At 66.9% G+C, this 20,294-nt stretch carries 19 protein-coding genes and 1 pseudogene; 2 read left to right on the forward strand and 18 right to left on the reverse strand.

Annotation, left to right across the window (positions count from 1 at the left end):
- Nucleotides 1–30: 30 nt before the first annotated feature.
- The 3 genes and pseudogenes from H610_RS23990 to H610_RS0115295 all read right to left on the reverse strand — a co-directional run bounded on the left by H610_RS23990 (nt 31) and on the right by H610_RS0115295 (nt 4,096).
- A pseudogene (locus H610_RS23990) lies at nt 31–2,519 on the reverse strand (TonB-dependent siderophore receptor).
- A 114-nt stretch (nt 2,520–2,633) separates the two neighbouring features.
- Nucleotides 2,634–3,572, reverse strand: a complete 939-nt coding sequence (locus H610_RS0115290) for a DUF4880 domain-containing protein (RefSeq protein WP_028240489.1) — start codon at nt 3,570–3,572, stop codon at nt 2,634–2,636.
- A complete protein-coding gene (locus H610_RS0115295; RefSeq protein WP_028240490.1) occupies nt 3,569–4,096 on the reverse strand; it encodes a sigma-70 family RNA polymerase sigma factor in 528 nt (175 codons plus the stop codon). The genes H610_RS0115290 and H610_RS0115295 overlap by 4 nt, the downstream gene beginning before the upstream one ends.
- A 171-nt stretch (nt 4,097–4,267) precedes the next feature.
- Here H610_RS0115295 and H610_RS0115300 point away from each other — a divergent pair, with 171 nt between their 5' ends.
- Complete coding sequence (locus H610_RS0115300) at nt 4,268–5,071, forward strand: DUF1206 domain-containing protein (protein WP_028240491.1); 804 nt, start codon at nt 4,268–4,270, stop codon at nt 5,069–5,071.
- Nucleotides 5,072–5,364: 293 nt separating this feature from the next.
- Here the strand turns inward: H610_RS0115300 and putP are convergent, their stop codons facing one another.
- The 13 genes from putP to rpoE form a co-directional block, all read right to left on the reverse strand.
- Nucleotides 5,365–6,849: a sodium/proline symporter PutP gene (gene putP, locus H610_RS0115305; protein ID WP_028240492.1), complete on the reverse strand. Its 1,485-nt coding sequence runs from the start codon at nt 6,847–6,849 to the stop codon at nt 5,365–5,367.
- 226 nt (nt 6,850–7,075) lie between these two features.
- Complete coding sequence (pdxJ, locus tag H610_RS0115310; protein ID WP_028240493.1) at nt 7,076–7,822, reverse strand: pyridoxine 5'-phosphate synthase; 747 nt, start codon at nt 7,820–7,822, stop codon at nt 7,076–7,078.
- 39 nt (nt 7,823–7,861) lie between these two features.
- The gene (gene recO / locus H610_RS0115315; protein ID WP_028240494.1) at nt 7,862–8,560 is read right to left on the reverse strand and encodes a DNA repair protein RecO; all 699 of its coding nucleotides are present in this window, start codon (nt 8,558–8,560) and stop codon (nt 7,862–7,864) included.
- Between the two features lie 49 nt (nt 8,561–8,609).
- On the reverse strand, nt 8,610–9,509 hold the full coding sequence (era, locus tag H610_RS0115320) for a GTPase Era (protein WP_028240495.1): 900 nt from the start codon (nt 9,507–9,509) through the stop codon (nt 8,610–8,612).
- 42 nt (nt 9,510–9,551) lie between these two features.
- On the reverse strand, nt 9,552–10,241 hold the full coding sequence (gene rnc / locus H610_RS0115325; protein WP_028240496.1) for a ribonuclease III: 690 nt from the start codon (nt 10,239–10,241) through the stop codon (nt 9,552–9,554).
- Nucleotides 10,238–10,615 (reverse strand): DUF4845 domain-containing protein, encoded by a 378-nt coding sequence (locus H610_RS0115330; RefSeq protein ID WP_028240497.1) that lies wholly within the window; start codon nt 10,613–10,615, stop codon nt 10,238–10,240. The genes rnc and H610_RS0115330 overlap by 4 nt, the downstream gene beginning before the upstream one ends.
- A gap of 86 nt (nt 10,616–10,701) precedes the next feature.
- Nucleotides 10,702–11,556, reverse strand: coding sequence for a signal peptidase I (lepB, locus tag H610_RS0115335; RefSeq protein ID WP_028240498.1), 855 nt, complete (start codon nt 11,554–11,556; stop codon nt 10,702–10,704).
- Between the two features lies 1 nt (nt 11,557).
- Nucleotides 11,558–13,357 carry a translation elongation factor 4 gene (lepA, locus tag H610_RS0115340; RefSeq protein ID WP_028240499.1) on the reverse strand — a complete coding sequence of 600 codons (1,800 nt, stop codon included), beginning with the start codon at nt 13,355–13,357 and terminating at the stop codon, nt 11,558–11,560.
- Between the two features lie 149 nt (nt 13,358–13,506).
- On the reverse strand, nt 13,507–14,931 hold the full coding sequence (locus tag H610_RS0115345) for a DegQ family serine endoprotease (RefSeq protein WP_043238696.1): 1,425 nt from the start codon (nt 14,929–14,931) through the stop codon (nt 13,507–13,509).
- 26 nt (nt 14,932–14,957) lie between these two features.
- Nucleotides 14,958–15,416, reverse strand: a complete 459-nt coding sequence (locus H610_RS0115350; protein WP_028240501.1) for a SoxR reducing system RseC family protein — start codon at nt 15,414–15,416, stop codon at nt 14,958–14,960.
- The gene (locus H610_RS0115355; RefSeq protein WP_028240502.1) at nt 15,413–16,363 is read right to left on the reverse strand and encodes a MucB/RseB C-terminal domain-containing protein; all 951 of its coding nucleotides are present in this window, start codon (nt 16,361–16,363) and stop codon (nt 15,413–15,415) included. The genes H610_RS0115350 and H610_RS0115355 overlap by 4 nt, the downstream gene beginning before the upstream one ends.
- An 8-nt stretch (nt 16,364–16,371) precedes the next feature.
- The gene (locus tag H610_RS0115360; protein WP_028240503.1) at nt 16,372–16,974 is read right to left on the reverse strand and encodes an RseA family anti-sigma factor; all 603 of its coding nucleotides are present in this window, start codon (nt 16,972–16,974) and stop codon (nt 16,372–16,374) included.
- Nucleotides 16,975–17,005: 31 nt separating this feature from the next.
- A complete protein-coding gene (gene rpoE / locus H610_RS0115365) occupies nt 17,006–17,587 on the reverse strand; it encodes an RNA polymerase sigma factor RpoE (protein ID WP_028240504.1) in 582 nt (193 codons plus the stop codon).
- Between the two features lie 421 nt (nt 17,588–18,008).
- On the opposite strand from rpoE, the gene nadB reads away from it, so the two are divergent.
- A complete protein-coding gene (nadB, locus tag H610_RS0115370; RefSeq protein ID WP_028240505.1) occupies nt 18,009–19,619 on the forward strand; it encodes an L-aspartate oxidase in 1,611 nt (536 codons plus the stop codon).
- Here nadB and H610_RS0115375 read toward each other — a convergent pair.
- Nucleotides 19,588–20,040 carry a protein YgfX gene (locus H610_RS0115375; protein ID WP_028240506.1) on the reverse strand — a complete coding sequence of 151 codons (453 nt, stop codon included), beginning with the start codon at nt 20,038–20,040 and terminating at the stop codon, nt 19,588–19,590. The two genes, nadB and H610_RS0115375, sit on opposite strands and share 32 nt — an antisense overlap.
- Nucleotides 20,024–20,278 carry an FAD assembly factor SdhE gene (locus tag H610_RS0115380; RefSeq protein ID WP_028240507.1) on the reverse strand — a complete coding sequence of 85 codons (255 nt, stop codon included), beginning with the start codon at nt 20,276–20,278 and terminating at the stop codon, nt 20,024–20,026. Before H610_RS0115380 ends, H610_RS0115375 begins: the two co-directional genes overlap by 17 nt.
- Nucleotides 20,279–20,294 lie beyond the last annotated feature (16 nt).

The raw sequence follows: 20,294 nt of genomic DNA on the forward strand, positions 1-20,294 counted from the left end.
CCGGCCGCCCGAGAAGACGGCCGGCGGGGCTCAGAAGTCGTAGGTCAGGGTGGCCATCAGGTTGCGCGCCTCGCCGTAGTAGCACTGGTTGAGGCTGTTGCAGGCGGCCACGTACTTCTCGTCGGTGAGGTTGTTCAGGTTCAGGCGCACGCCCAGCCCGTCGAGGCCGACCCGCGACAGGTCGTAGCCGAGCATCGCGTCGTACAACGTATAGGACGGCAGGCGCAGGGTGTTCTCCGCGTCCGCCCAGCTCTTGCCGAAGTAGCGTGCCCCGGCGCCGATCTGCAGGCCGGCGAGCGGCCCGCCGTCCAGGGTGTAGTCGGCCCACAGCGCCGCCATGTTGCGCGCCACCGCATTGGGCGTGTTGCCGCGGTTGTTCACCCCCACCGTGCCGACGTAGTCCTTGCTGTACTCGACGTCCATCCAGGTGTAGCTGGCCAGCACGTTGAGGTTGTCCCGCGGGCGCAGGCGCGCTTCCACTTCCACCCCGCGCGAGGTGATCTCGCCGACCGAACGGAAGAAACTCTCGTTGGAATCCTTGCTCGACAGGTTGGACTGCTCGAGGTCGAACAGCGAGACCGTATAGAGATCGTCGCTGCCCAGCGGCTGGTACTTCAGGCCCACTTCCACCTGCTCGCCCTCGGTGGGATCGAGCAGAGTGATGTCGTAGGCGCTGCCGTCGAAGTTGTAGGCCCCCGTCGCGTTGGGGTTGAAGGATTCCGAGTAGCTGGCGTAGGGCGACAGGCCGTTGTCGAAGGCGTAGAGCACGCCGACCCGCCCGGTGAACCGTTCGAGCTTGGCGCTATCGGCCTGGTCGCCGTACACCGACTCGGTCTGCCGGAAGGACACGTCGACCCAGTCCTGCCGCGCGCCCAGCGAGAAGCGCCAGTTGCCCAGGTTGACCAGGTCCTGAACGTAGAGGCCGGTCTGCTCGAGCTCCCGGCTTTCGTCGTACTGGTGATAGAACTGCGGGTTGCCGGCCCGACCGCGCCGGTGAAGGGGTCGATCCCGGCGATCCCGTTGGCGCCGTCGTAGCTGACCTTGGCCTTGCGCCGCTGGTAGTCCAGGCCGGTCACCAGGGTGTGGCTCAACGCCCCGGTGTCGAACAGAAACTGCACCTGGTTGTCCAGCGTCCAGGCGTGCAGCGCCTCGTCGGCGCCGGTGTAGTAGCGCACCAGCTGGTCCTGGGTCGCGTAACCATACTGGTAGACCTGCCCGGACTCGACGGTGGAATCCAGGTACTGGAAATTCTGCCGGGCCGACACCCTATCGTTGAAGCGGTGCTCGAGCTGGTAGCCGACCATCTGCTGGTCGCGCTCGAACTTCTCGTAGTCCTCGTCGCCCTCGAAGAAGCTGCGCGAGATGCGCCGGCCATTGTGCGAGGTGACCGTGCCGTCGGCCGGCAGGCCGCCGTGGTAGCCGCTTTCCGGATCGTGCTGGAGCATGGCCAGCAGGGTCAACCGGGTGTCGTCGCTGAAGTTGATGCTCAGCGACGGCATGACCGCATAGCGCTGCTCCTCGACGCCATCGACCTGGGTGTCGGCGTCCTTGGCCACGCCGGTCAGCCGGTAGGCGATCCGTTGCTGGTCGTCCAGCGGACCGGTGAAGTCGAAGGCCGCCTGCTTGTAGTCGTGGCTGCCGTAGGACAGTTGCAGTTGCCGCCGGCTTTCGTACTGCGGCTTCTTGGTGGTCATCGCCACCAGCCCGCCCGGCAGGCTGCGGCCGTAGAGGACCGAGGACGGCCCCTTGAGCACGTCGATGCGTTCGATGAAGTACGGATCGACCTGCAGGCTGCTGTAGGTGCCGCTGTCGCCCATGAGCTTGAGGCCGTCGAGGAACAGGTTGTCCACCGAGCCGTCGTTGATGCCGCGCATCGCCACGTAGTCGTAGCGGGTGGTGGCGCCGTAGGGCGAGCTCATCACCCCGGGCGTGTAGCGCAGCGCCTGGGAGACGTTGCGCGCGCCCTGGTCCTCGATCTGCTGGCGGGTGACCACCGAAACGGTCTGCGGCGTTTCCAGCAGTGGCATGCTGGTCTTGGTGGCGACCATGCTGTGGGTGGCGTTGTAGCCCTCGGTATCGCCGAGTGCATTACCCAGCGCGAAGCCCTCGATCACCATCGGCGCCAGTTCCGTCGCCGCGCCCTCGCCGGGCACCGGCCGCAGCGACCAGGTGCCTTGTGCATCCTGCGTGGCCTGCAGCCCGGAGCCTTCCAGCAGGCGCGCCAGCCCCTGCTCCGGCGTGTAGCGGCCGGACAGCGCCGGCGCCTGGCGCCCGGCGACCAGGCTGCCGTCCACCGAAAGCACGATGCCCGCCTCGGCGGCGAAGCGACTGAGGCTGCTGGACAGCGGCCCGGCGGGAATGTCCACCGGCCGGCTGCCCTGCTCGACCTCGGTGGGCCCGGCCGCCCACGCCGGGGCAGGCAAGGCGGCTGCCAACGGCAGCGTCAGGAGGGCGGCGTGTATGGCGTGGCGCAGCCGGCGGCGGCCGGCGTAGGAAGGGCAAGCGGTAACTACGGGCATCGGTGGTTTCCTGCTTCTCTGGCGTCCCGCGGGGGACCTGTGCCTGTATGCCCCGCGGGCTCCTAAAAAGGGGAACCTGAATAAGAATAATTTTTACTTGCGCGTTCGGCTGCCTCAAGCCGCAGCCGGCTCGAGGCTCACCCACCAGGGCAGGCGCCGATTGACGCGGATCGGCAGGGTGCCGGCGAGGATATCCAGCACCCGGTCGGTGTCTGCCAGCGGATAGGCGCCGACCACGCGCAAGCCGGCGATCCGCGTGTCGCAGCCGAGATAGCCGCGGCGATAGCGCCCGAGCTGGGCGACGAAATCGTCGAGCCGCAGGTGGTCGGCGAGCAGCACGCCGGTGGCCCAGGCCCGCGCCCCGGCAGCGGCCGGCCCCGAGCCGAGCAACCGCGCGGAATCGAACAGCAGCTCGTGCCCGGGCATCGCTTCCTCCACCACGCCCGGCCGCGCTGTCAGCGACAGGCGCAGCGCGCCCTCGTAGAGGCTGACGCGGCTTTCGCCGTCGCCCTGGTACAGGGCCATTCGCGCCCCGCTGCCGGCCAGCTCGGCGTCCCGGGCGCTCACATGGATGCGTGCCTCGGCGGCCGACTCCAGCAGCAGCTCGCCGCGACGCAGGATGAGGTGTGGGCCTTCAGCCGCCACGCGGATGTCCAGCGCGGTGTCGGTGTTCAGCCACAGCTGCGAACCGTCGGCCAGGGTCAGCGCACGCACCTCGCCCACCGCCGTGCGCTCGTCGGCCATCCAGTCGCGGCAGGCGGGGCCGGCCAGGGTCCCGAGCACACCGGCTCCGCCGGCCACGCAGAGGGTCTTGAGCATCCGCCGGCGCCCCATCGACGGGCCGCTCAGCCCGCGTCCGGCCGCACGCGCCGTGGCGTCCTGCGACAACGCCTGGAACTGCCCGCTGATCCGCTCGACCCGCGCCCAGGCCTGGCGGTGCTCGGCGCTGCGCTCTAGCCAGCGTCGCCAGGCGCGGTGCTCGGCCTCGCCAGCCTGTCCCGACTGCAGCACGGCGAACCACTCCGCCGCCTGCTGCAGCGCCCTGGGATTCACAGATCCCCCTCGGCCAGCGGTTCCACGTTCAGGCAGGCGAACATGGCCTGGGCCATGTACTTCTTCACCATCCGTTCGGAGACGCCGAGCTCGGCGCCGATCGCCGCATAGGTGAGTCCTTCGAGCTGCGACAGCAGGAACGCGCGGCGCGCCTTTTCCGGCAGGCCGGAGAGCAGCCGGTCGATTTCCAGCAGGGCCTCGATGATCAGTGCGCGGCGCTCCGGCGACGGCGCGCAGGGCTCGGGCCGGGCGGCCAGTGCCTCCAGGTAGGCCTGTTCGATTCGGCGCCGCCGCCAATGATTGAGCAGCAGCCCGCGGGCGATGGCATGCAGATAGGCGCGAGGCTCGCGGATGGCGCGCAAATCCTGCTCACGGGCGAGCAGGCGCACGAAGGTGTCCTGGGCCAGATCGGCGGCATTGTCCCGACAACCGAGCTGTCGCCGCAGCCAGCCGTGCAGCCAGCGATGGTGGTCGGCATAGAAGCGCTGCAGCTCGTGTCGTCCGAGAACGCCGTCGGTGGCCATTCAGGCTCTCCTGTGCTTTTGTTCGCAAATACTAATGCTTCTCAACAATCCTGCCTATCGTCGTCCCGACCGCCCGCCCCTCTCGATGGATGCGTCCAACGCGCCTGCGAACCGATACCGAAACGCAGCCGTCTACACCTCATATAAAGGTCGAATGGAGAACGAGGCCGAATGACCGTGACCCGAGGGGTGGTCTGGCTGGCACGTGGCGGCTACGCCGCACGCGGTGTGGTGTACGTGATCGTGGCCTGCTTCGCGGTGATGGCGGCCATGGGCTCGGGCGATACGGTGGATACCCGGGGGGCGATCACGCGGATTCTCGAACAGCCGTTCGGCACGACCCTGCTCTGGCTGGTGGCGCTCGGCCTGCTCGCGCACGTGGCCTGGCGCCTGACCCAGGCGCTGGGCGACACCGATGGCCACGGCACTGATGGCAAGGGCCTGCTGATCCGCGCCGGACTCGTCGGCAGCGCGCTGGTCAACGGCCTGCTGGCGATCTTCGCGCTCGGTCTGCTGGGCACCGGCCTCGGCTCCGGGGGCGCAGGCGCAGGCGACAACGACCTGCTGGCCCGCCTGCTGCGCTACGACAACGCCAACCGGGTGATCTACCTGATGGCGCTGGTGCCGCTGGGTGTCGGCATCGCGCACCTGGTGAAGGCCTGGCGCCTGAAGTTCGAACGCCACTTCCAGTGCTCCGAAGAGCGCATGCGCCTGGTGCGGCCGGTGGCGCGCGTCGGGCTTGTCGCGCGCGGCTGCGTATTCCTGATCATCGCCGCCCTGCTCGTCCTCGGCGGCAGCCGCTACCAGCCGACCGACCCGCCGGGGCTCAAGGAGGCGCTGGAAGCGCTGCAGGGCTTGCCGTTCGGCTGGCTGCTCCTGCTGGCGATCGGGCTCGGGCTGCTCGCCTTCGCCCTCTACAGCTTCGCCGAGGCGCTGTGGCGACGCATCGATTTGGCCGAGGTGATGCCGCGTTGAAGCAACATCGCATCAACGTGAACGCCGCCCCGTTGGAGCGAGGGGGATGCCGAGTCCTTGCTTGCGAAGAAGCATGGCGTTAAATCGGTTCGCGACCAAGGTCGCTCCTACATTGGCACCCGCTGGCGACAAGCTTGGTAGGGTGGGCTTCAGCCCACCAAACTGCCGGCCAGACCGCCCTCCACCCGCGAGCCTGATGGCCGCGTATCATCCCGGCCTCTGCCTTAGGCTGCAGACCCCCAGCTTTTAGACAGCCTGACTCCGGTGGCCTTTTTCGCCCGCCCGGGATGCCCTCAGCCCTGCTGGTACTCCCGCTCGGCCGCGTCGAAGCGCGCCTGGATGGACGCCGACGGCGCCGGCCCCAGCTTGCTCACCACCAGGATCGCCAGGCTGGCGAGGATGAAGCCGGGAATGATCTCGTACAGCCCCAGGCCGATGAATTCCTTCCATACCACCACGGTCACCGCACCGACCAGCATCCCGGCCAGCGCGCCGTTGCGGGTCATCTGCTTCCACAGCAGCGAGAACAGCACCACAGGGCCGAAGGACGCGCCGAAACCGGCCCAGGCGTAGGACACCAGCCCCAGCACCTTGCTCTCCGGGTTCGAAGCGATACCGATGGCGATCATCGCGATCATCAGCACCATGGCGCGGCCGACCCAGACCAGCTCGGTCTGCGAGGCGCCCTTGCGCAGGAAGGCCTTGTAGAAATCCTGGGTCAGCGCGCTGGAGCTCACCAGCAGTTGCGCGCTCAGGGTGCTCATCACCGCCGCCAGCACGCCGGAGAGGATGATCCCGGCGATCCAGGGATTGAACAGGATCTTGGTCAGCTCCATGAACACCCGCTCGCCGTTCTCGCTCACCGGCCCGGCCTGGTCCGGGTGCCCGGCGAAGTAGGCGATGCCGAAGAAGCCTACCGCCACGGCACCGGCCAGGGTCAGGATCATCCAGGTCATGCCGATGCGGCGAGCGTTGGGAATGTTGCTGACCGAGTCGGCAGCCATGAAGCGCACCAGGATGTGCGGCTGGCCGAAATAGCCCAGGCCCCAGGCCAGCAGCGAGACGATGGCGATGAAGGACAGCCCGCTGAACATGTCGAAAGCGGCCGGCTTGACCGATTCGATGGTATCCATGGCCGCGCCGATGTCACCCAGCGCCAGGATCACGAACAGCGGCGTCAGCAGCAGGGCGAAGATCATCAGCGTGGCCTGTACGGTGTCGGTCCAGGACACCGCGAGGAAGCCGCCGATGAATACGTAGAGGATGGTCGCTGCCGCGCCGATCCACAGCGCCAGGTCGTAGGGCACGCCGAAAGTGGTCTCGAACAGCCGCGCCCCGGCCACCACGCCCGAGGCGCAGTAGATGGTGAAGAACACCAGGATCACCAGCGCCGAGAAGATGCGCAGCAGGCGGCTGTCATCCTCGAAGCGGTGCGAGAAATAGTCAGGCAGGGTCAGGGCGTTGTGGTTGTGCTCGGTGTGCACGCGCAGCCGGCCGGCGACGAACAGCCAGTTCAGCCAGGCGCCGATGATCAGGCCGATGGCGATCCAGCTTTCCGACAGGCCGGCGACGAAGACCGCCCCGGGCAGGCCCATCAGCAGCCAGCCGCTCATGTCCGAGGCACCGGCCGAGAGCGCCGTGACGAAGCTGCCGAGGCTGCGCCCGCCGAGGATGTAGTCGTCGAAATTCTTGGTCGCACGGTAGGCGAGGAAGCCGATCAGGATCATCGCCGCAATGTAGGTCACGAAGGTGACGAACGTGGGGTTGCTGAGGGACATTCGCTTGTTCCTTGTTATCGTGAGGCACGGGGATCACCCCGCCTCGGCAGACTTTGCGCAGGCTCGTGGCCCGCGAGGCACCGGCCGCCACATCCTGGCAGAGGGCGGCGGTGGCGCGAGAGGATAGCGGTTCGTCGGAGGAGTGTCATTTCGGCGGCGGGCCGAAGGGCGGCCCGCCGCGCTCGTTCGGGCGGAAGACCCCAGGGCGGCGCCGGGCCGGTCCCCCTCAGGAACGCGGCGACGCGCCGAGAATCAGCGCCTTCATTTCACGCACCGCCTGCTTGAAGCCGACGAACAGGGCGTGGGCGACGATGGCGTGGCCGATGTTCAGTTCGTTGACCCCGGGAATCGCCGCGACCGCCTCGACGTTGTGGTAATGCAGGCCATGGCCGGCGTTGACCACCAGGCCGTGATCCAGCCCCAGGGCGACCCCGTCGCGGATGCGCGCCAGTTCGAGCACCGCCTCCGCCGGGGTATGCGCGTCGGCGTAGCGCCCGGTATGCAGCTCGATGGCCGGCGCGCCGATGCGGCTGGCCGCCTCGATCTGGCGCGGGTCGGCATCGATGAACAGCGACACCTCGGCGCCGGTGCGTGCCAGGCGTTCGACGGCCGCCTTGATGCGCGCCTCCTGGCCGGCGACGTCGAGGCCGCCTTCGGTGGTCAGTTCCTGCCGCGTTTCCGGCACCAGGCAGATGTGCTCCGGGCGGATGCTCTCGGCGAACTCCAGCATTGGCTCGGTGACGCCCATCTCGAAGTTCATGCGGGTCTGCAGCGCGTCCTTCATCATCCGCACGTCGCGCTCCTGGATGTGCCGCCGGTCCTCGCGCAGGTGCAGGGTGATGCCGTCGGCGCCGGCCTCTTCCGCATCCAGCGCCGCCTTCAGCGGGTCGGGATAGCGCGTCCCGCGCGCCTGACGCAGCGTCGCCACGTGGTCGATGTTGACCCCCAGCAGAATTCGTTGCAGCTCGGTCACACGCGTTCTCCTCTCAAGGTTGCAGATGGTTCGGATGGTTCACTCCCGCGGCGCCGCCCCCGCGGCCCTGGCCAGGAACAGCTCGCGGCTGACCAGCGGCCGCCCGCCCAGGTGCGGCGCCAGCGCCTGGCGCATCAGCCGCTTGGCCGCGGCCAGCGCGCCCGGCTGGTCCCAGGCCGCCTCCGCCATGGCGAGCAGTTCGGCACCACCGAACAGCCCGGGCTGGAGCTGCCCGACCGGCTCGAGGCCGGCGTCCGGTTGCAGACGATAGACGCCTGCGGGGTCGATGGGTTGCCCGGCGATGTCCAGGTCGAGCGGAAAGCCGTAGCCCAGCTCGGTCAGCAAGCGCCATTCGAAGGCCCGCAGCAGCGGCTCCAGCGGACGTCTCGCGGCCAGCGCCGGCAGGGTCGCGGCGTAGTGCTCGAAGAGGTCGGGATGGGCGTCCTCGGCGGGCAGCAGGCGGATGATCAGTTCGTTGAGGTACAGGCCGCTGAACAGCGCGTCGCCGTCGAGCCAGTGCGCGGTGCCGGCCGGCTCCAGGCGTATCAGGTTCTTCAGCTCGGAACGCCCGCGCAGCTCTATCTCCAGCGGGACGAAGGGGCGCGCCAGCGTGCCGGCCCGGCCGCGCGCGCCGCGCAGGACCGCGCGGGTCCGCCCTTGCGGCGTGAACAGGTCGACCAGCGCGCTGGTCTCGCGGTACGGCCGGCTGTGCAGGACGAAGGCGGAGGGGCTGGACATGGCGTGAGGGGTTCGCCGCAGGCGCCTGTCGCGCCTGCGGCCGGCTCGGTCAGCTGTCGCGGTAGCCCAGCGAATGCAGCGCCCGCTCGTCGTCCGACCAGCCGCCCTTCACCTTCACCCAGAGGTTGAGCATGACCTTGGAGTCGAACATCGTCTCCATGTCCTTGCGCGCTTCCTGGCCGATCCGTTTGATGCGTTCACCCTTGTCGCCGATGATGATCTTCTTCTGCCCCTCGCGCTCGACCAGGATCAGCGCATGGATGTGCAGCACCCTGCCCTCCTGCTTGAAGTCCTCGATCTCGACGGTGATCTGGTAGGGCAGCTCGGCGCCGAGCTGGCGCATGATCTTCTCGCGCACCAGTTCGGCGGCGAGGAAGCGGCTGCTGCGATCGGTGATCTGGTCTTCGGGGAAGAAGTGCTCGCCTTCGGGCAGGCGTTCGCCGACGAGCTGTTCCAGCACGTCCAGGTTGCGTGCCTGCTGCGCGGAGATCGGCACGATCTCGGCGTTCGGCAGTTGCTCGGCGAGCCATTCGAGGTGCGGCAGGAGCTCGGCCTTGTCTTCGAGGCGGTCGGTCTTGTTGACCGCGACGATCACCGGGCCCTGCACGTACTGGACACGCTCCAGGACCAGTTGGTCCTCTTCGGTCCAGCGGTTGCGGTCGACCACGAAGATCACCACGTCGACGTCCTTCAGCGCCGAGGACGCGGTGCGGTTCATGTAGCGGTTGAGCGCCGTCTCGCCGTCCTTGTGCAGGCCGGGCGTGTCGACGTACACCGCCTGCACCTCGCCCTCCGTCTTGATCCCGAGCATGTTGTGCCGGGTGGTCTGCGGCTTGCGCGACGTGATGGCGAGCTTCTGCCCGAGAATGTGGTTGAGCAGGGTGGACTTGCCGACGTTCGGCCGTCCGACGATCGCCACGTAGCCGCAGCGGCTGCCTTCAGCAGTCATGATGATTCCTCGTGATGCCGAGGGTGGCCTGGCGGCCCCCCCTCAGTCTTGGCCGTTTTCGACGCCCAGGGCGACCAGCGCGCCCGCTGCGGCCACCTGCTCGGCGATGCGCCGGCTGGCGCCCTGCCCGTGCGTCCTGTCGTTGAGCAAGGCCACTTCGCAGGCCACGAAGAAGACCCGGCAATGCGGCTCGCCCTGAATATCGACCACTTCGTAGCGCGGCAGCTCACAGCTGCGCGATTGCAGGAATTCCTGCAGGCGGGTCTTCGGGTCCTTGTTGGTGTCCACCAGCGTCAGGCCCTGCAGCTGGCTGTCGAGCCAGTCGAGCACGCGTTCGCGGGCCACCTCGATGCCGGCGTCGAGGTAGATGGCGCCGATCAGCGCCTCGAGGGCGTCGGCGAGTATCGATTCGCGGCGGAAACCGCCGCTCTTGAGCTCGCCCGAACCCAGGCGCAGGTAGTCGCCGAGCTCGAACCCGCGCGCCAGCTGGGCCAGGGTCTCGCCCTTGACCAGACGCGCGCGCAGCCGCGAAAGCTGGCCTTCGCGGGCCTGCGGGAAGTGGTTGAACAGCGCTTCGCCGGCGATGAAGTTGAGGATGGCGTCGCCGAGAAATTCCAGGCGCTCGTTGTTGCGTCCGGCGAAGCTGCGGTGGGTGAGGGCCAGGAGCATCAGCTCCTGGTCCTTGAACTGGTAGCCGAGCTTGCGCTCCAGGCGGGCTAGCGATGTGCTCACGGCATCCTTAGACGGTAATCTTTGCTGAAGTTGGCGACCAGGTCGAGGTTGCGGATCAGGGGTTCGCGCTTCTCGTAATCGAGGTGAGCACGGAATTCGTCGCCGTCGACCTCGACCTGCAGGACGTCCCGCAGATTCAGGTCCCTGATGCCGTTGACCTGCATGCCTTTGTTGACATGATCATAAAAGTCACGAACCGATCGAATGTCCAGCGCCGAATCGGTTTCGACGGCCATGATGATCTTGTCCATGGACATGAAGTCCAGGTAGTGCGGAAACATCTTGAATGCCGCGCTGGCGAAGAATGCCACCAGCGCCAGCATCGCGACCCACCCGAGCATGGACATTCCTTTCTGCGAGCGTGCAAGACTCATATCGACCTCATTGTCGTTAAACGCCCATCAGCGGGCCGCCCTACTATAGCGAGCGGCAACCAGCGAACCGGGAATGCTTCACAGGATCAGTGGATCAGGCCTACGCGGGAAAAATGCGGCAGGTTGCTGAACTTCGGATCCGGCCAGCTCATCCACACGGCGAAGGCCTTGCCGACGATGTTGCGGTCCGGAACCATGCCGCGCAGCTCGTAGGGGATGCCCGGATCGTCCCAGTAGCGGCTGTCGTTTGAGTTGTCGCGGTTGTCGCCCATCATGAAGTAGTGCCCGGCCGGCACGCTCCATTCGCGGTCCGGCTCGATGCGCAGACGGGTCATTTCCTTGCGGATCTGGTGCTCGGCCTCGCCCAGCTGCTCGACATACAGCCTGGCGCTGCCCAGGCTGCCGGGCTCTTCGCCGAGCAGCTGCTCGGCGACCAGCTGGCCGTTCACGTACAGGCGCTTGTCGCCGGTGTAGCGGACGGTGTCGCCCGGCAGGCCGACCACGCGCTTGATGTAGTTGATGTTCGGATCGCTGGGGTAGCGGAACACCATGACGTCACCGCGCTGTGGGTCGTTCACGTCGATGATCTTGGTGTCGACCACCGGCAGGCGGATGCCGTAGGCGAACTTGTTGACCAGGATGAAATCGCCGACTTCCAGGGTCGGCTTCATCGAGCCGGACGGGATCTGGAACGGCTCGACGAGGAAGGAGCGCAGCACCAGGACGATCGCCAGCACCGGGAAGAACGACTTGCCGTACTCGACCAGCAGGGGTTCCTTGTTCAGCTCTTCCAGCGTGCCCGGATCGGCCTGGCCGACCTGCCCTTCGTAGGCGGCGATGGCGGCGCGCCGGCGCGGGGCGAGAAACAGAAGGTCGAACAGCGACAGGGCACCGCACACCAACACGGCGATCACCAGCAGCAGAGGGAAATTGATCGACATCTCAGCTATCCACCTTCAGTACCGCTAGGAAGGCTTCCTGCGGGATTTCCACGCTGCCGACCTGTTTCATGCGTTTCTTGCCTGCCTTCTGCTTTTCCAGCAGCTTGCGTTTGCGGCTCACGTCGCCGCCGTAGCACTTCGCAAGCACGTTCTTGCGCAAGGCCTTGACCGTCGTACGGGCCACGACCTGCCCGCCGATCGCCGCCTGGATCGCCACGTCGAACATCTGCCGCGGGATCAGTTCCTTCATCTTCTCGGTCAGAGCGCGACCTTTGTAGTGCGCATTGTCGCGATGCACGATGAGTGCCAGCGCATCGACCTTCTCACCGTTGATGAGCACGTCCAGACGAACGAGATTGGCGGCCTGGAAGCGGTCGAAGCTGTAGTCGAGCGAAGCGTAGCCGCGGCTGACCGACTTGAGGCGGTCGAAGAAGTCGAGCACCACCTCGTTCATCGGCAGGTCGTAGGAAACCTGCACCTGGGTGCCGAGGAAGTGCATATCGCGCTGCACGCCGCGCTTCTCGATGCACAGGGTGATCACGCTGCCCAGGTGATCCTGCGGGACGAGGATGTTGGCGCGCACGATGGGCTCGCGCATCTCGTCGATCGAGGCCAGATCGGGCAGCTTGGACGGGTTGTCGACGTAGCGCAGCTCGCCGTTCTTCAGCACCACTTCGAACACCACGGTGGGCGCGGTGGTGATCAGGTCGAGGTCGTACTCGCGTTCCAGGCGCTCCTGGATGATCTCCATGTGGAGCATGCCGAGGAAGCCGATACGGAAGCCAAAGCCCAGCGCATCGGAGCTCTCCGGTTCGTACTGCAGGGCCGCGTCGTTGAGCGTCAGCTTCTGCAGCGCCTCGCGGAAGTCCTCGAAATCGTCCGAGCTGACCGGGAACAGGCCGGCGTATACCTGCGGCTTGATGCGCTGGAAGCCCGGCAGCATCTCGACGTCGGGCGTCGAGGCGAGGGTCAGGGTATCGCCCACCGGGGCGCCATGGATGTCCTTGATGCCGGCGACGATGAAGCCCACCTCGCCGGCCTTGAGATCCTCGGTGGTGGTGTGCTTGGGATTGAAGACCCCGACGCTGTCGACCTGGTGCACCTTGCCGGTGGACTTGACGAGGATCTTGTCGCCTTTCTTCAGGCGGCCGTGGCGCACCCGCACCAGCGAGACCACGCCCAGGTAGTTGTCGAACCAGGAATCGATGATCAGGGCCTGCAACGGTGCGTCGATCTCGCCCTGCGGCGGCGGGATCACCTGCACCAGCCGCTCGAGCACGTCCTCGACGCCCATGCCGCTCTTGGCGCTACAGGCCACGGCGTCGGTGGCGTCGATGCCGATGATGTGCTCGATCTCTTCCTTCACCCGCTCCGGCTCGGCCTGGGGAAGGTCCATCTTGTTCAGCACTGGCATCACTTCGAGGCCCTGCTCGATCGCCGTGTAGCAGTTGGCGACCGACTGCGCCTCGACGCCCTGGCCGGCGTCGACCACCAGCAGCGCCCCCTCGCAGGCGGCCAGCGAACGGCTCACCTCGTAGGTGAAGTCGACGTGCCCGGGGGTGTCGATGAAGTTCAGCTGGTAGGTCTTGCCGTCCTTCGCCTTGTAGTAAAGGGTGACGCTGTGGGCCTTGATGGTGATGCCACGCTCACGTTCCAGGTCCATCGAGTCCAGCACCTGGGCTTCCATCTCGCGCTCGGACAAACCACCGCAGATCTGGATGAAGCGATCCGCCAGGGTCGATTTGCCGTGGTCGATGTGGGCGATGATGGAAAAATTGCGGATATGACTCAGGTCACTCACAGCTCGAACACTCGGTATGCCGCGGGCCGATTGCCCGCCGAAAATAGCCGGTGAGTTTAACCGAATGCCCCTGCGAGTGCCATTGCCGACCGGCCGAGCGCACCGGCGGCGCCGGAGCCTGCCGCCGGCCCCCGTTTCCGCGCGCCGGCCTACTCCGACAGCTTGAAAGTGATGAAGCTGGCGCGCCCCTCGCGCAGCACGCGCATGGACACCGAACGATTCTTCGGCAACTGCCGCGTCACCTTGTCGAAGGCTTGCACCGAGTCGATGGCTTCGTTGTTCAGGTGGGTGATCACGTCGCCCGGGCGCAACCCGATCATGGCGGCCGGGCCGCTGCCGACCTCGGTGATCACCACGCCGTTCTGCAGATCGAGCGCCTGTTTCTGGGTGGCGGTCAATTCGGAGACCTGTACGCCGAGCCGGTTGTTGCCCTGCCCGATCGGCTCGCCCCGTTCGTCGATGGCCAGCGGCTCGCCCTCCTCGGGCAGCGCACCGATTTCGATGCGAAGCGTTTCCCGATCACCGTCGCGCACCACTTCCAGGGTGGCCAGGGTACCCGGCTTGAGCGCCCCGACACGGTGCGGCAGATCGGCCGACATCTCGATCGGCTCGCCGTTGAGGCTGCGGATCACATCGCCCACGCGCAGACCGCCCTTGGCCGCCGGGCCGCCATCGACCACCTGGGCGACCAGGGCGCCGGCCGGCCGGTCGAGCCCGAAGGATTCGGCGAGTTCCTTGTTGACCTCCTGGATCACCACGCCGAGCCAGCCGCGGCTGACCTTCCCGGCGGTGCGCAGCTGATCGGCGACATCCATGGCCACGTCGATCGGAATGGCGAACGACAGGCCCATGAAGCCGCCGGAGCGGGTGAAGATCTGCGAGTTGACGCCGACCACCTCGCCCTGCAGGTTGAACAGCGGGCCGCCGGAATTGCCGGGGTTGATCGCGACATCGGTCTGGATGAAGGGCACGTAGCTCTCGTTCGGCAGGTTACGACCGGTCGCGCTGACGATCCCGGCGGTGACCGAATGATCGAAGCCGAACGGCGAGCCGATGGCGAGCACCCACTCGCCCACCTGCAGCGCGCTCGACTTGCCGAGCTTGACGGTGGGCAAGCCGTCGCCGTCGACCTTGATCAGCGCCACATCTGTCCGCGGGTCGGCGCCGACCAGCTTGGCTACCAGCTCGCTGCGATCGGGCATGCGCACCATGATTTCGTCGGCGTCGGCCACCACGTGGTTGTTGGTGAGGATGTAGCCGTCCTCGGAAATGATGAATCCGGAACCCAGCGACTGCGCCTCACGCGGCTGCCCCGGGGCGGCCCCGCCCGGAAGGCCCGGAATCCCCCGCTCGAGGAATTCGCGGAGGATCGGCGGCAACCCCTCGAGATCGGGCATCTGCGCGCCGGCGCCACGGGCGGGCACGGTCTGCCGGGTGCTGATGTTGACCACCGCGGGCGAGGCGCTCTCCACCAGCGGCGTGAAGTCGGGCAGCTCGGCGCGCGCCACCAGGGCCTGCCCCAGCAGGAGCAGACCCGCCACCATGGCGTGATAGTTCTTCCAGTACGACGACATAGTCCGGTCTCCCGACGAGGATGGATTCAAGGCGTGGCCGATGCGTCCGCCGGCAGGGTGCGCAGCACCACCGGCTGGGACCGGCGACGGCCGGCCAGGCGCTCGCCGTGCCTGCAAACCACGGCCCAGGCGAGCGCAAAGGCAACGAGCCCCGAGATGATGACGAAGGGTTCGCCGAGACCGAACAGCAGCTGCGCCAGCAGGCTGCCGGCGAGCAACGATATCAGCGGAAACAAATAGACGAGCAGAGAGGCTCTGAGCAGCGCATCTTCGGCGATGCCGATGACCACTTCATCGCCCTGGCGCACGGGCGTGGGGCAATGCGCCCGGACCAGGCCGACCCGCCCGGAAACGCCGAGCCGGTCCATGAGACCCTGCCCGCAGCCGGCGCGCGCCGAACAGGTCGAGCACGAGCTGCTGCGGACGGTCTGCACCCAGGCGGCCTCGGGCTCTACCGCGACGACACGCCCGCGCTCTTCGATCATTGCTGGGCCAGGCCGGGCGCCTTTCTCATCGACAGCGCGATGCGCTCGGCAGTACCCAGCGGGATTTCTCCCACGACCGTCACCATGACATCGCCGTCATCGACGGTGACGCGCTTGGACACCGCGACCGTCGGCCCCATTTGGCTGCGGGCGTCCTGCACGACTTCGCCGCGCAGCGGTTCGATGAACACCGAGAAACGGGCCAGCCCGTCGCCATAGCTCAGCCAGGCGACCGACTCGTCGGCGGCAGGGCTCGATCGCACATCCGACTCCAACTGCTCGAAACCCGGCGGCAACCAGTCCGAGCGCCACTCGACCGGCTGCGGCTCACGGGCCGGAGGGACCTCGACGGTCTTGCACCCGGTGCCGGTACGCAGGGTTTCCGGGGTCACGTCGCCGACATCCAGCCGGGTGTACTGGAAGCGCTCGAGCAACTGCCCCTGTTCGTTCAGCAGCAGGGATTTCAACGGAAGCCCGGTAGCGCGATCCAGATGCAGTTCCATGCCGTAGCGATGCTGGTCGCGCGGCAGGATGGCCAGCGCCACGGTATCGCGCCCGGCGACACGGGAGTCGCCGATCACGCGCAGCTCGTAGGATTGGGTCAGTACACGAGGGTCGAACCGGTCTCCGCCGAGGCCATTACCCGAAGCGGCGCCAGGCACCAGCCCCTGGGTCGCACAGACGGGACGTCCGTCGACCATGGCGACCTCGACGGCCGAACCGTCGAGCTGCAGCAGGCGTTCCCTGACCTCTCCGCCGGCAACGCGCTGCCAGATGGCATGGGTCGAAAAGCTTCCGTTGCGCTGGTAGACGAAGTCACCGGCATAGCTCTGCTGGTGCTCGGCCTCGGCCAGGCGTTTCAACCATTGGAAAGCATCATCTGCGGCAAGGGCCGGCATCGTCAGCCAGCCCCCCAAAGCAACAACACACAGCGGTATGACGCGCATGCTTCTCCCTAGCGTTCTTCCATGCTTGCAGCTCGCGCGTATGGAAGTGCAGTTTCCGATCCGCCGAACGCAGCCTGTTGGGCATGCTGGCGAACATACTCCGGAAGGCGCTGTTCATGCCAGCCTTCCACCGCGGTGGTGTCCTGTGCCGCCTGACCCGCATCGGCCTCGCCTTCGCTGTAGCCGGCCAGCATCGCAGGCCCCTGTGCCTGCGGTACGCTGAGCCCGGACGGCGCAGGCTGTGCGGCCTGCTGAGCCATCTGCGGAGCGCTGTCCGCGCCGCCGTTGTACAGGCGCACACCCGCCAGCACGGCGACCGTGACCGAGGCGGCCACGGCGATCCGGCCCACGTTCTGCCAGACCGAGCGCTTGTGTTCGGCCGGTTTGACCGGCGCGGCTTCGTCCGCGATGGCGGCGGATACGGCCGCAGCGATGTCCAGGCGCGGTTCGATCAACTCCTTGTGCATGGCGGCACGAGCGATCTGGTAGCGCGACCAGGTCGAGCGCAGCTCGGTCTCGCCGCTGTCGGCGAGTACACGGCGCAATTCCAACTCGTCCGCTTCGTTATCCATCACTGCGGACAGCGATTCATGCAGGGCTTCACGACTCATGGCGGTTCCTCTCTTGGCTGACGCCGCTGTCTCAGGATTCATGCAACAAGGGTTGCAACGCTTTATCGATGGCTTCCCTCGCCCGGAATATCCGGGATCGAACGGTGCCTACCGGACACTGCATCACACTTGCAATGTCTTCATAACTAAGACCATCGAATTCGCGCAATGTTAGGGCTGTGCGCAAATCTTCCGGTAACTGCTGGATCGTTCGATGAACGGTGCCCTCGATCTCATCCCTTAGCAGTGAGCGTTCCGGTGATTCGATATCCTTGAGCGCATGATCGCCTTCATAGAACTCGGCATCTTCGGAACTTACATCGTTGTCCGGAGGACGACGCCCCCGCGCCACGAGGTGATTTTTTGCCGTATTGATCGCAATGCGGTACAGCCATGTATAGAAGGCACTGTCGCCGCGGAAGTTGCTCAGCGCGCGATAGGCCTTGATGAATGCTTCCTGCGCCACATCCTGGGCCTCGTGGGAGTCGTGCACGAACCGCACGATCAACCCGAGAATCTTGTGCTGGTATTTCATGACCAGCAGATCAAAAGCCCGCTTATCTCCCCGCTGCACTCGTTCGACCAGTTGCTGGTCCTGCTCCTGGGTTAGCATGCACACTCCTCGTTGAAGCCGAAGGGGTGCCGTGCCCACCAGCGAACCGAACTGCCAGAATAGACCCGGGCTCTACGCAAAAGTTCCCCTCCTAGCAAGCCATCCTGCAAAAAACCAATAGATACGAGCGCTCATCACCCTGCCGCCGGCCTCTCCCTGCACCCACGGTGCTGCCGGGCCGCCTATGTGCATAGCCAGCCTGACTGCTCGGGCAACTGTCTATTGACGGCCCGCATGGAAGAAAAGTTCCGACGTATGGTAGAGGCGCAGCGCGTTACATTGCCGTCGCCAACGGCCTTTGGCAAAGCCGGTTAGGATACGACGTGTTTCGGTCGCGCACAGCATCGAGCGTTACCGCCCGTCTATTTAGGCCATACCGACGACCGATATACTAGGCGGCGCCCCTCATCTGGTATCCGACATGAGCCACTACTACCAACATGACGTGCTGGTCATCGGCAGCGGCGCTGCCGGCCTCACCCTGGCCCTCACACTGCCCCAGTCGCTGAACATCGCCGTGCTGAGCAAGGGCGACCTGGCCAACGGCTCCACCTTCTGGGCCCAGGGCGGCGTCGCCGCCGTGCTGGATGCCGGCGACACCGTGGACTCGCACGTCGCCGACACCCTCGATGCCGGCGCCGGGCTCTGCCGCGAGGAGGCCGTACGCTTCACCGTGGAGCACAGCCGCGAAGCCATCCAGTGGCTCATCGACCAGGGCGTGCCCTTCACCCGCGACGAGCAGCATCAGGAAGAGGGCTTCGCCTTCCACCTTACCCGCGAAGGCGGCCACAGCCACCGGCGCATCATCCACGCCGCGGATGCCACCGGCGCGGCGATCTTCAACACCCTGCTCGCGCGCGCCCGCCAGCGGCCGAACATCGAGCTGCTCGAGCAGCGCGTAGCGGTGGACCTGATCACCGACCGCAAGCTGGGCCGCGACGGCGGGCGCTGCCTGGGCGCCTACGTGCTCGACCGCCAGACCGGCGAGGTGGATACCTTCCAGGCGCGCTTCGTGGTGCTCGCCACCGGCGGCGCGGCCAAGGCCTACCTCTACACCAGCAATCCCGACGGCGCCTGCGGCGACGGCATCGCCATGGCCTGGCGCGCCGGCTGCCGGGTCGGCAACCTGGAGTTCAACCAGTTCCACCCCACCTGCCTCTACCACCCGCAGGCCAAGAGCTTCCTGGTGACCGAGGCCCTGCGCGGCGAAGGCGCGCTGCTCCGGCTGCCTTCGGGCGAGCGCTTCATGCCGCGCTTCGATCCGCGTGCCGAACTGGCCCCGCGGGACATCGTCGCGCGCGCCATCGACCACGAGATGAAGCGCCTGGGCGCCGACTGCGTCTACCTGGACATCAGCCACAAGCCGGCCGAGTTCATCAAGGCGCACTTCCCCACCGTCTACGAGCGCTGCCTCGACTTCGGCATCGACATCACCCGCCAGCCGATACCGGTGGTGCCGGCCGCGCATTACACCTGCGGCGGCGTGCTCGTCGACCAGCGCGGTCGCACCGACCTGCCCGGGCTCTACGCCATCGGCGAGACCAGCTTCACCGGCCTGCACGGCGCCAACCGCATGGCCAGCAACTCGCTGCTCGAATGCTTCGTCTATGCCCGCTCGGCGGCCGCCGACATCGTCGCGGGCCTCGCCGAGACCCGCGCGCCCGAGCGGCTGCCGGCCTGGGATGCGAGCCAGGTCACCGACTCCGACGAGGACGTGATCATCGCGCACAACTGGGACGAGCTGCGGCGCTTCATGTGGGACTACGTGGGCATCGTGCGCACCGACAAGCGCCTGATGCGCGCCCAGCACCGCGTGCGCCTGCTGCTGAGCGAGATCGACGAGTTCTACAGCAACTACCGCGTCAGCCGCGACCTGATCGAGCTGCGCAACCTGGCGCTGGTGGCCGACCTGATGATCCGCTCGGCGATGCAGCGCAAGGAAAGCCGCGGGCTGCACTACACCCTCGACCACCCCGGCCTGCTGCCGCAGGCGCGCGACACTATTCTGGTGCCGCCCACCTACGCCGACTGAACTTCAGCCGCACGCGCAGGCGCCGGTGTTCGGCCGGCCCCATCGCATCGAAGGGAATGCACAATCCGCGGCTGCGCCAGGCGCCGGGCAGCCGCACGCGCAGCACCACCGCCAGCGGCAGGGCCAGGCTGTCGGGGCGCAGCTGCACCGGCTGCCAGCCGTGCGCCCGGCTCCACAGCTGCCAGCCGGTCTCGTCGTGGCGCAACCCGCGCCAGGCCGCCGCGTCGCTGAGCAGCACGTACCGCGGCAGCGTCCACCACGCATGCACCGCGCACAGCGCCAGCACCAGAAGCTTCCAACCGGCCGGAAGAGCGCTGAGGGCGGTGGCCAGCACCGCCAGCGCCAGCACGCTCAGGTAGAGCCGCAGCAGCATCCGCGAGGGCTGCCAGCGGCACTCGAAGGTGTCACTTCGGCTGGACACGGTCGAGAATCATGCGAACCATGCGCAGCAGATCCGCGTCTTCCGGCTCGCTGCGCTCCATGAACCAGCCGAACAGGTCCTGATCCTCGCAGGCGAGCAGCTTGCGGTAGCGCGCCTGGTCCTCGGCGTCGAGCTGCGGATAGACCTCCTTGACGAAGGGCACCAGCAGCACGTCGAGCTCCAGCATGCCGCGTCGGCTATGCCAGAAAAGGCGATTGAGTTCGGTTTGATCGGTCATGGATAGCTCCTGTGAG

Source organism: Stutzerimonas azotifigens DSM 17556, from assembly GCF_000425625.1.
In the GTDB taxonomy this organism is placed as follows: domain Bacteria; phylum Pseudomonadota; class Gammaproteobacteria; order Pseudomonadales; family Pseudomonadaceae; genus Stutzerimonas; species Stutzerimonas azotifigens.

Excerpts from the sequence above, each read along its gene's own strand:
- rpoE (WP_028240504.1), bottom strand. The coding sequence starts at position 17,587 with ATGCTAACCCAGGAGCAGGACCAGCAACTGGTCGAACGAGTGCAGCGG.
- nadB (WP_028240505.1), top strand. The coding sequence starts at position 18,009 with ATGAGCCACTACTACCAACATGACGTGCTGGTCATCGGCAGCGGCGCT.
- H610_RS0115345 (WP_043238696.1), bottom strand. The coding sequence starts at position 14,931 with ATGTCGTCGTACTGGAAGAACTATCACGCCATGGTGGCGGGTCTGCTC.
- lepB (WP_028240498.1), bottom strand. The coding sequence starts at position 11,556 with ATGTCGATCAATTTCCCTCTGCTGCTGGTGATCGCCGTGTTGGTGTGC.
- H610_RS0115360 (WP_028240503.1), bottom strand. The coding sequence starts at position 16,974 with ATGAGTCGTGAAGCCCTGCATGAATCGCTGTCCGCAGTGATGGATAAC.
- H610_RS0115350 (WP_028240501.1), bottom strand. The coding sequence starts at position 15,416 with ATGATCGAAGAGCGCGGGCGTGTCGTCGCGGTAGAGCCCGAGGCCGCC.
- H610_RS0115380 (WP_028240507.1), bottom strand. The coding sequence starts at position 20,278 with ATGACCGATCAAACCGAACTCAATCGCCTTTTCTGGCATAGCCGACGC.
- H610_RS0115330 (WP_028240497.1), bottom strand. The coding sequence starts at position 10,615 with ATGAGTCTTGCACGCTCGCAGAAAGGAATGTCCATGCTCGGGTGGGTC.
- recO (WP_028240494.1), bottom strand. The coding sequence starts at position 8,560 with ATGTCCAGCCCCTCCGCCTTCGTCCTGCACAGCCGGCCGTACCGCGAG.
- H610_RS0115300 (WP_028240491.1), top strand. The coding sequence starts at position 4,268 with ATGACCGTGACCCGAGGGGTGGTCTGGCTGGCACGTGGCGGCTACGCC.
- era (WP_028240495.1), bottom strand. The coding sequence starts at position 9,509 with ATGACTGCTGAAGGCAGCCGCTGCGGCTACGTGGCGATCGTCGGACGG.
- H610_RS0115295 (WP_028240490.1), bottom strand. The coding sequence starts at position 4,096 with ATGGCCACCGACGGCGTTCTCGGACGACACGAGCTGCAGCGCTTCTAT.
- H610_RS0115355 (WP_028240502.1), bottom strand. The coding sequence starts at position 16,363 with ATGCGCGTCATACCGCTGTGTGTTGTTGCTTTGGGGGGCTGGCTGACG.
- putP (WP_028240492.1), bottom strand. The coding sequence starts at position 6,849 with ATGTCCCTCAGCAACCCCACGTTCGTCACCTTCGTGACCTACATTGCG.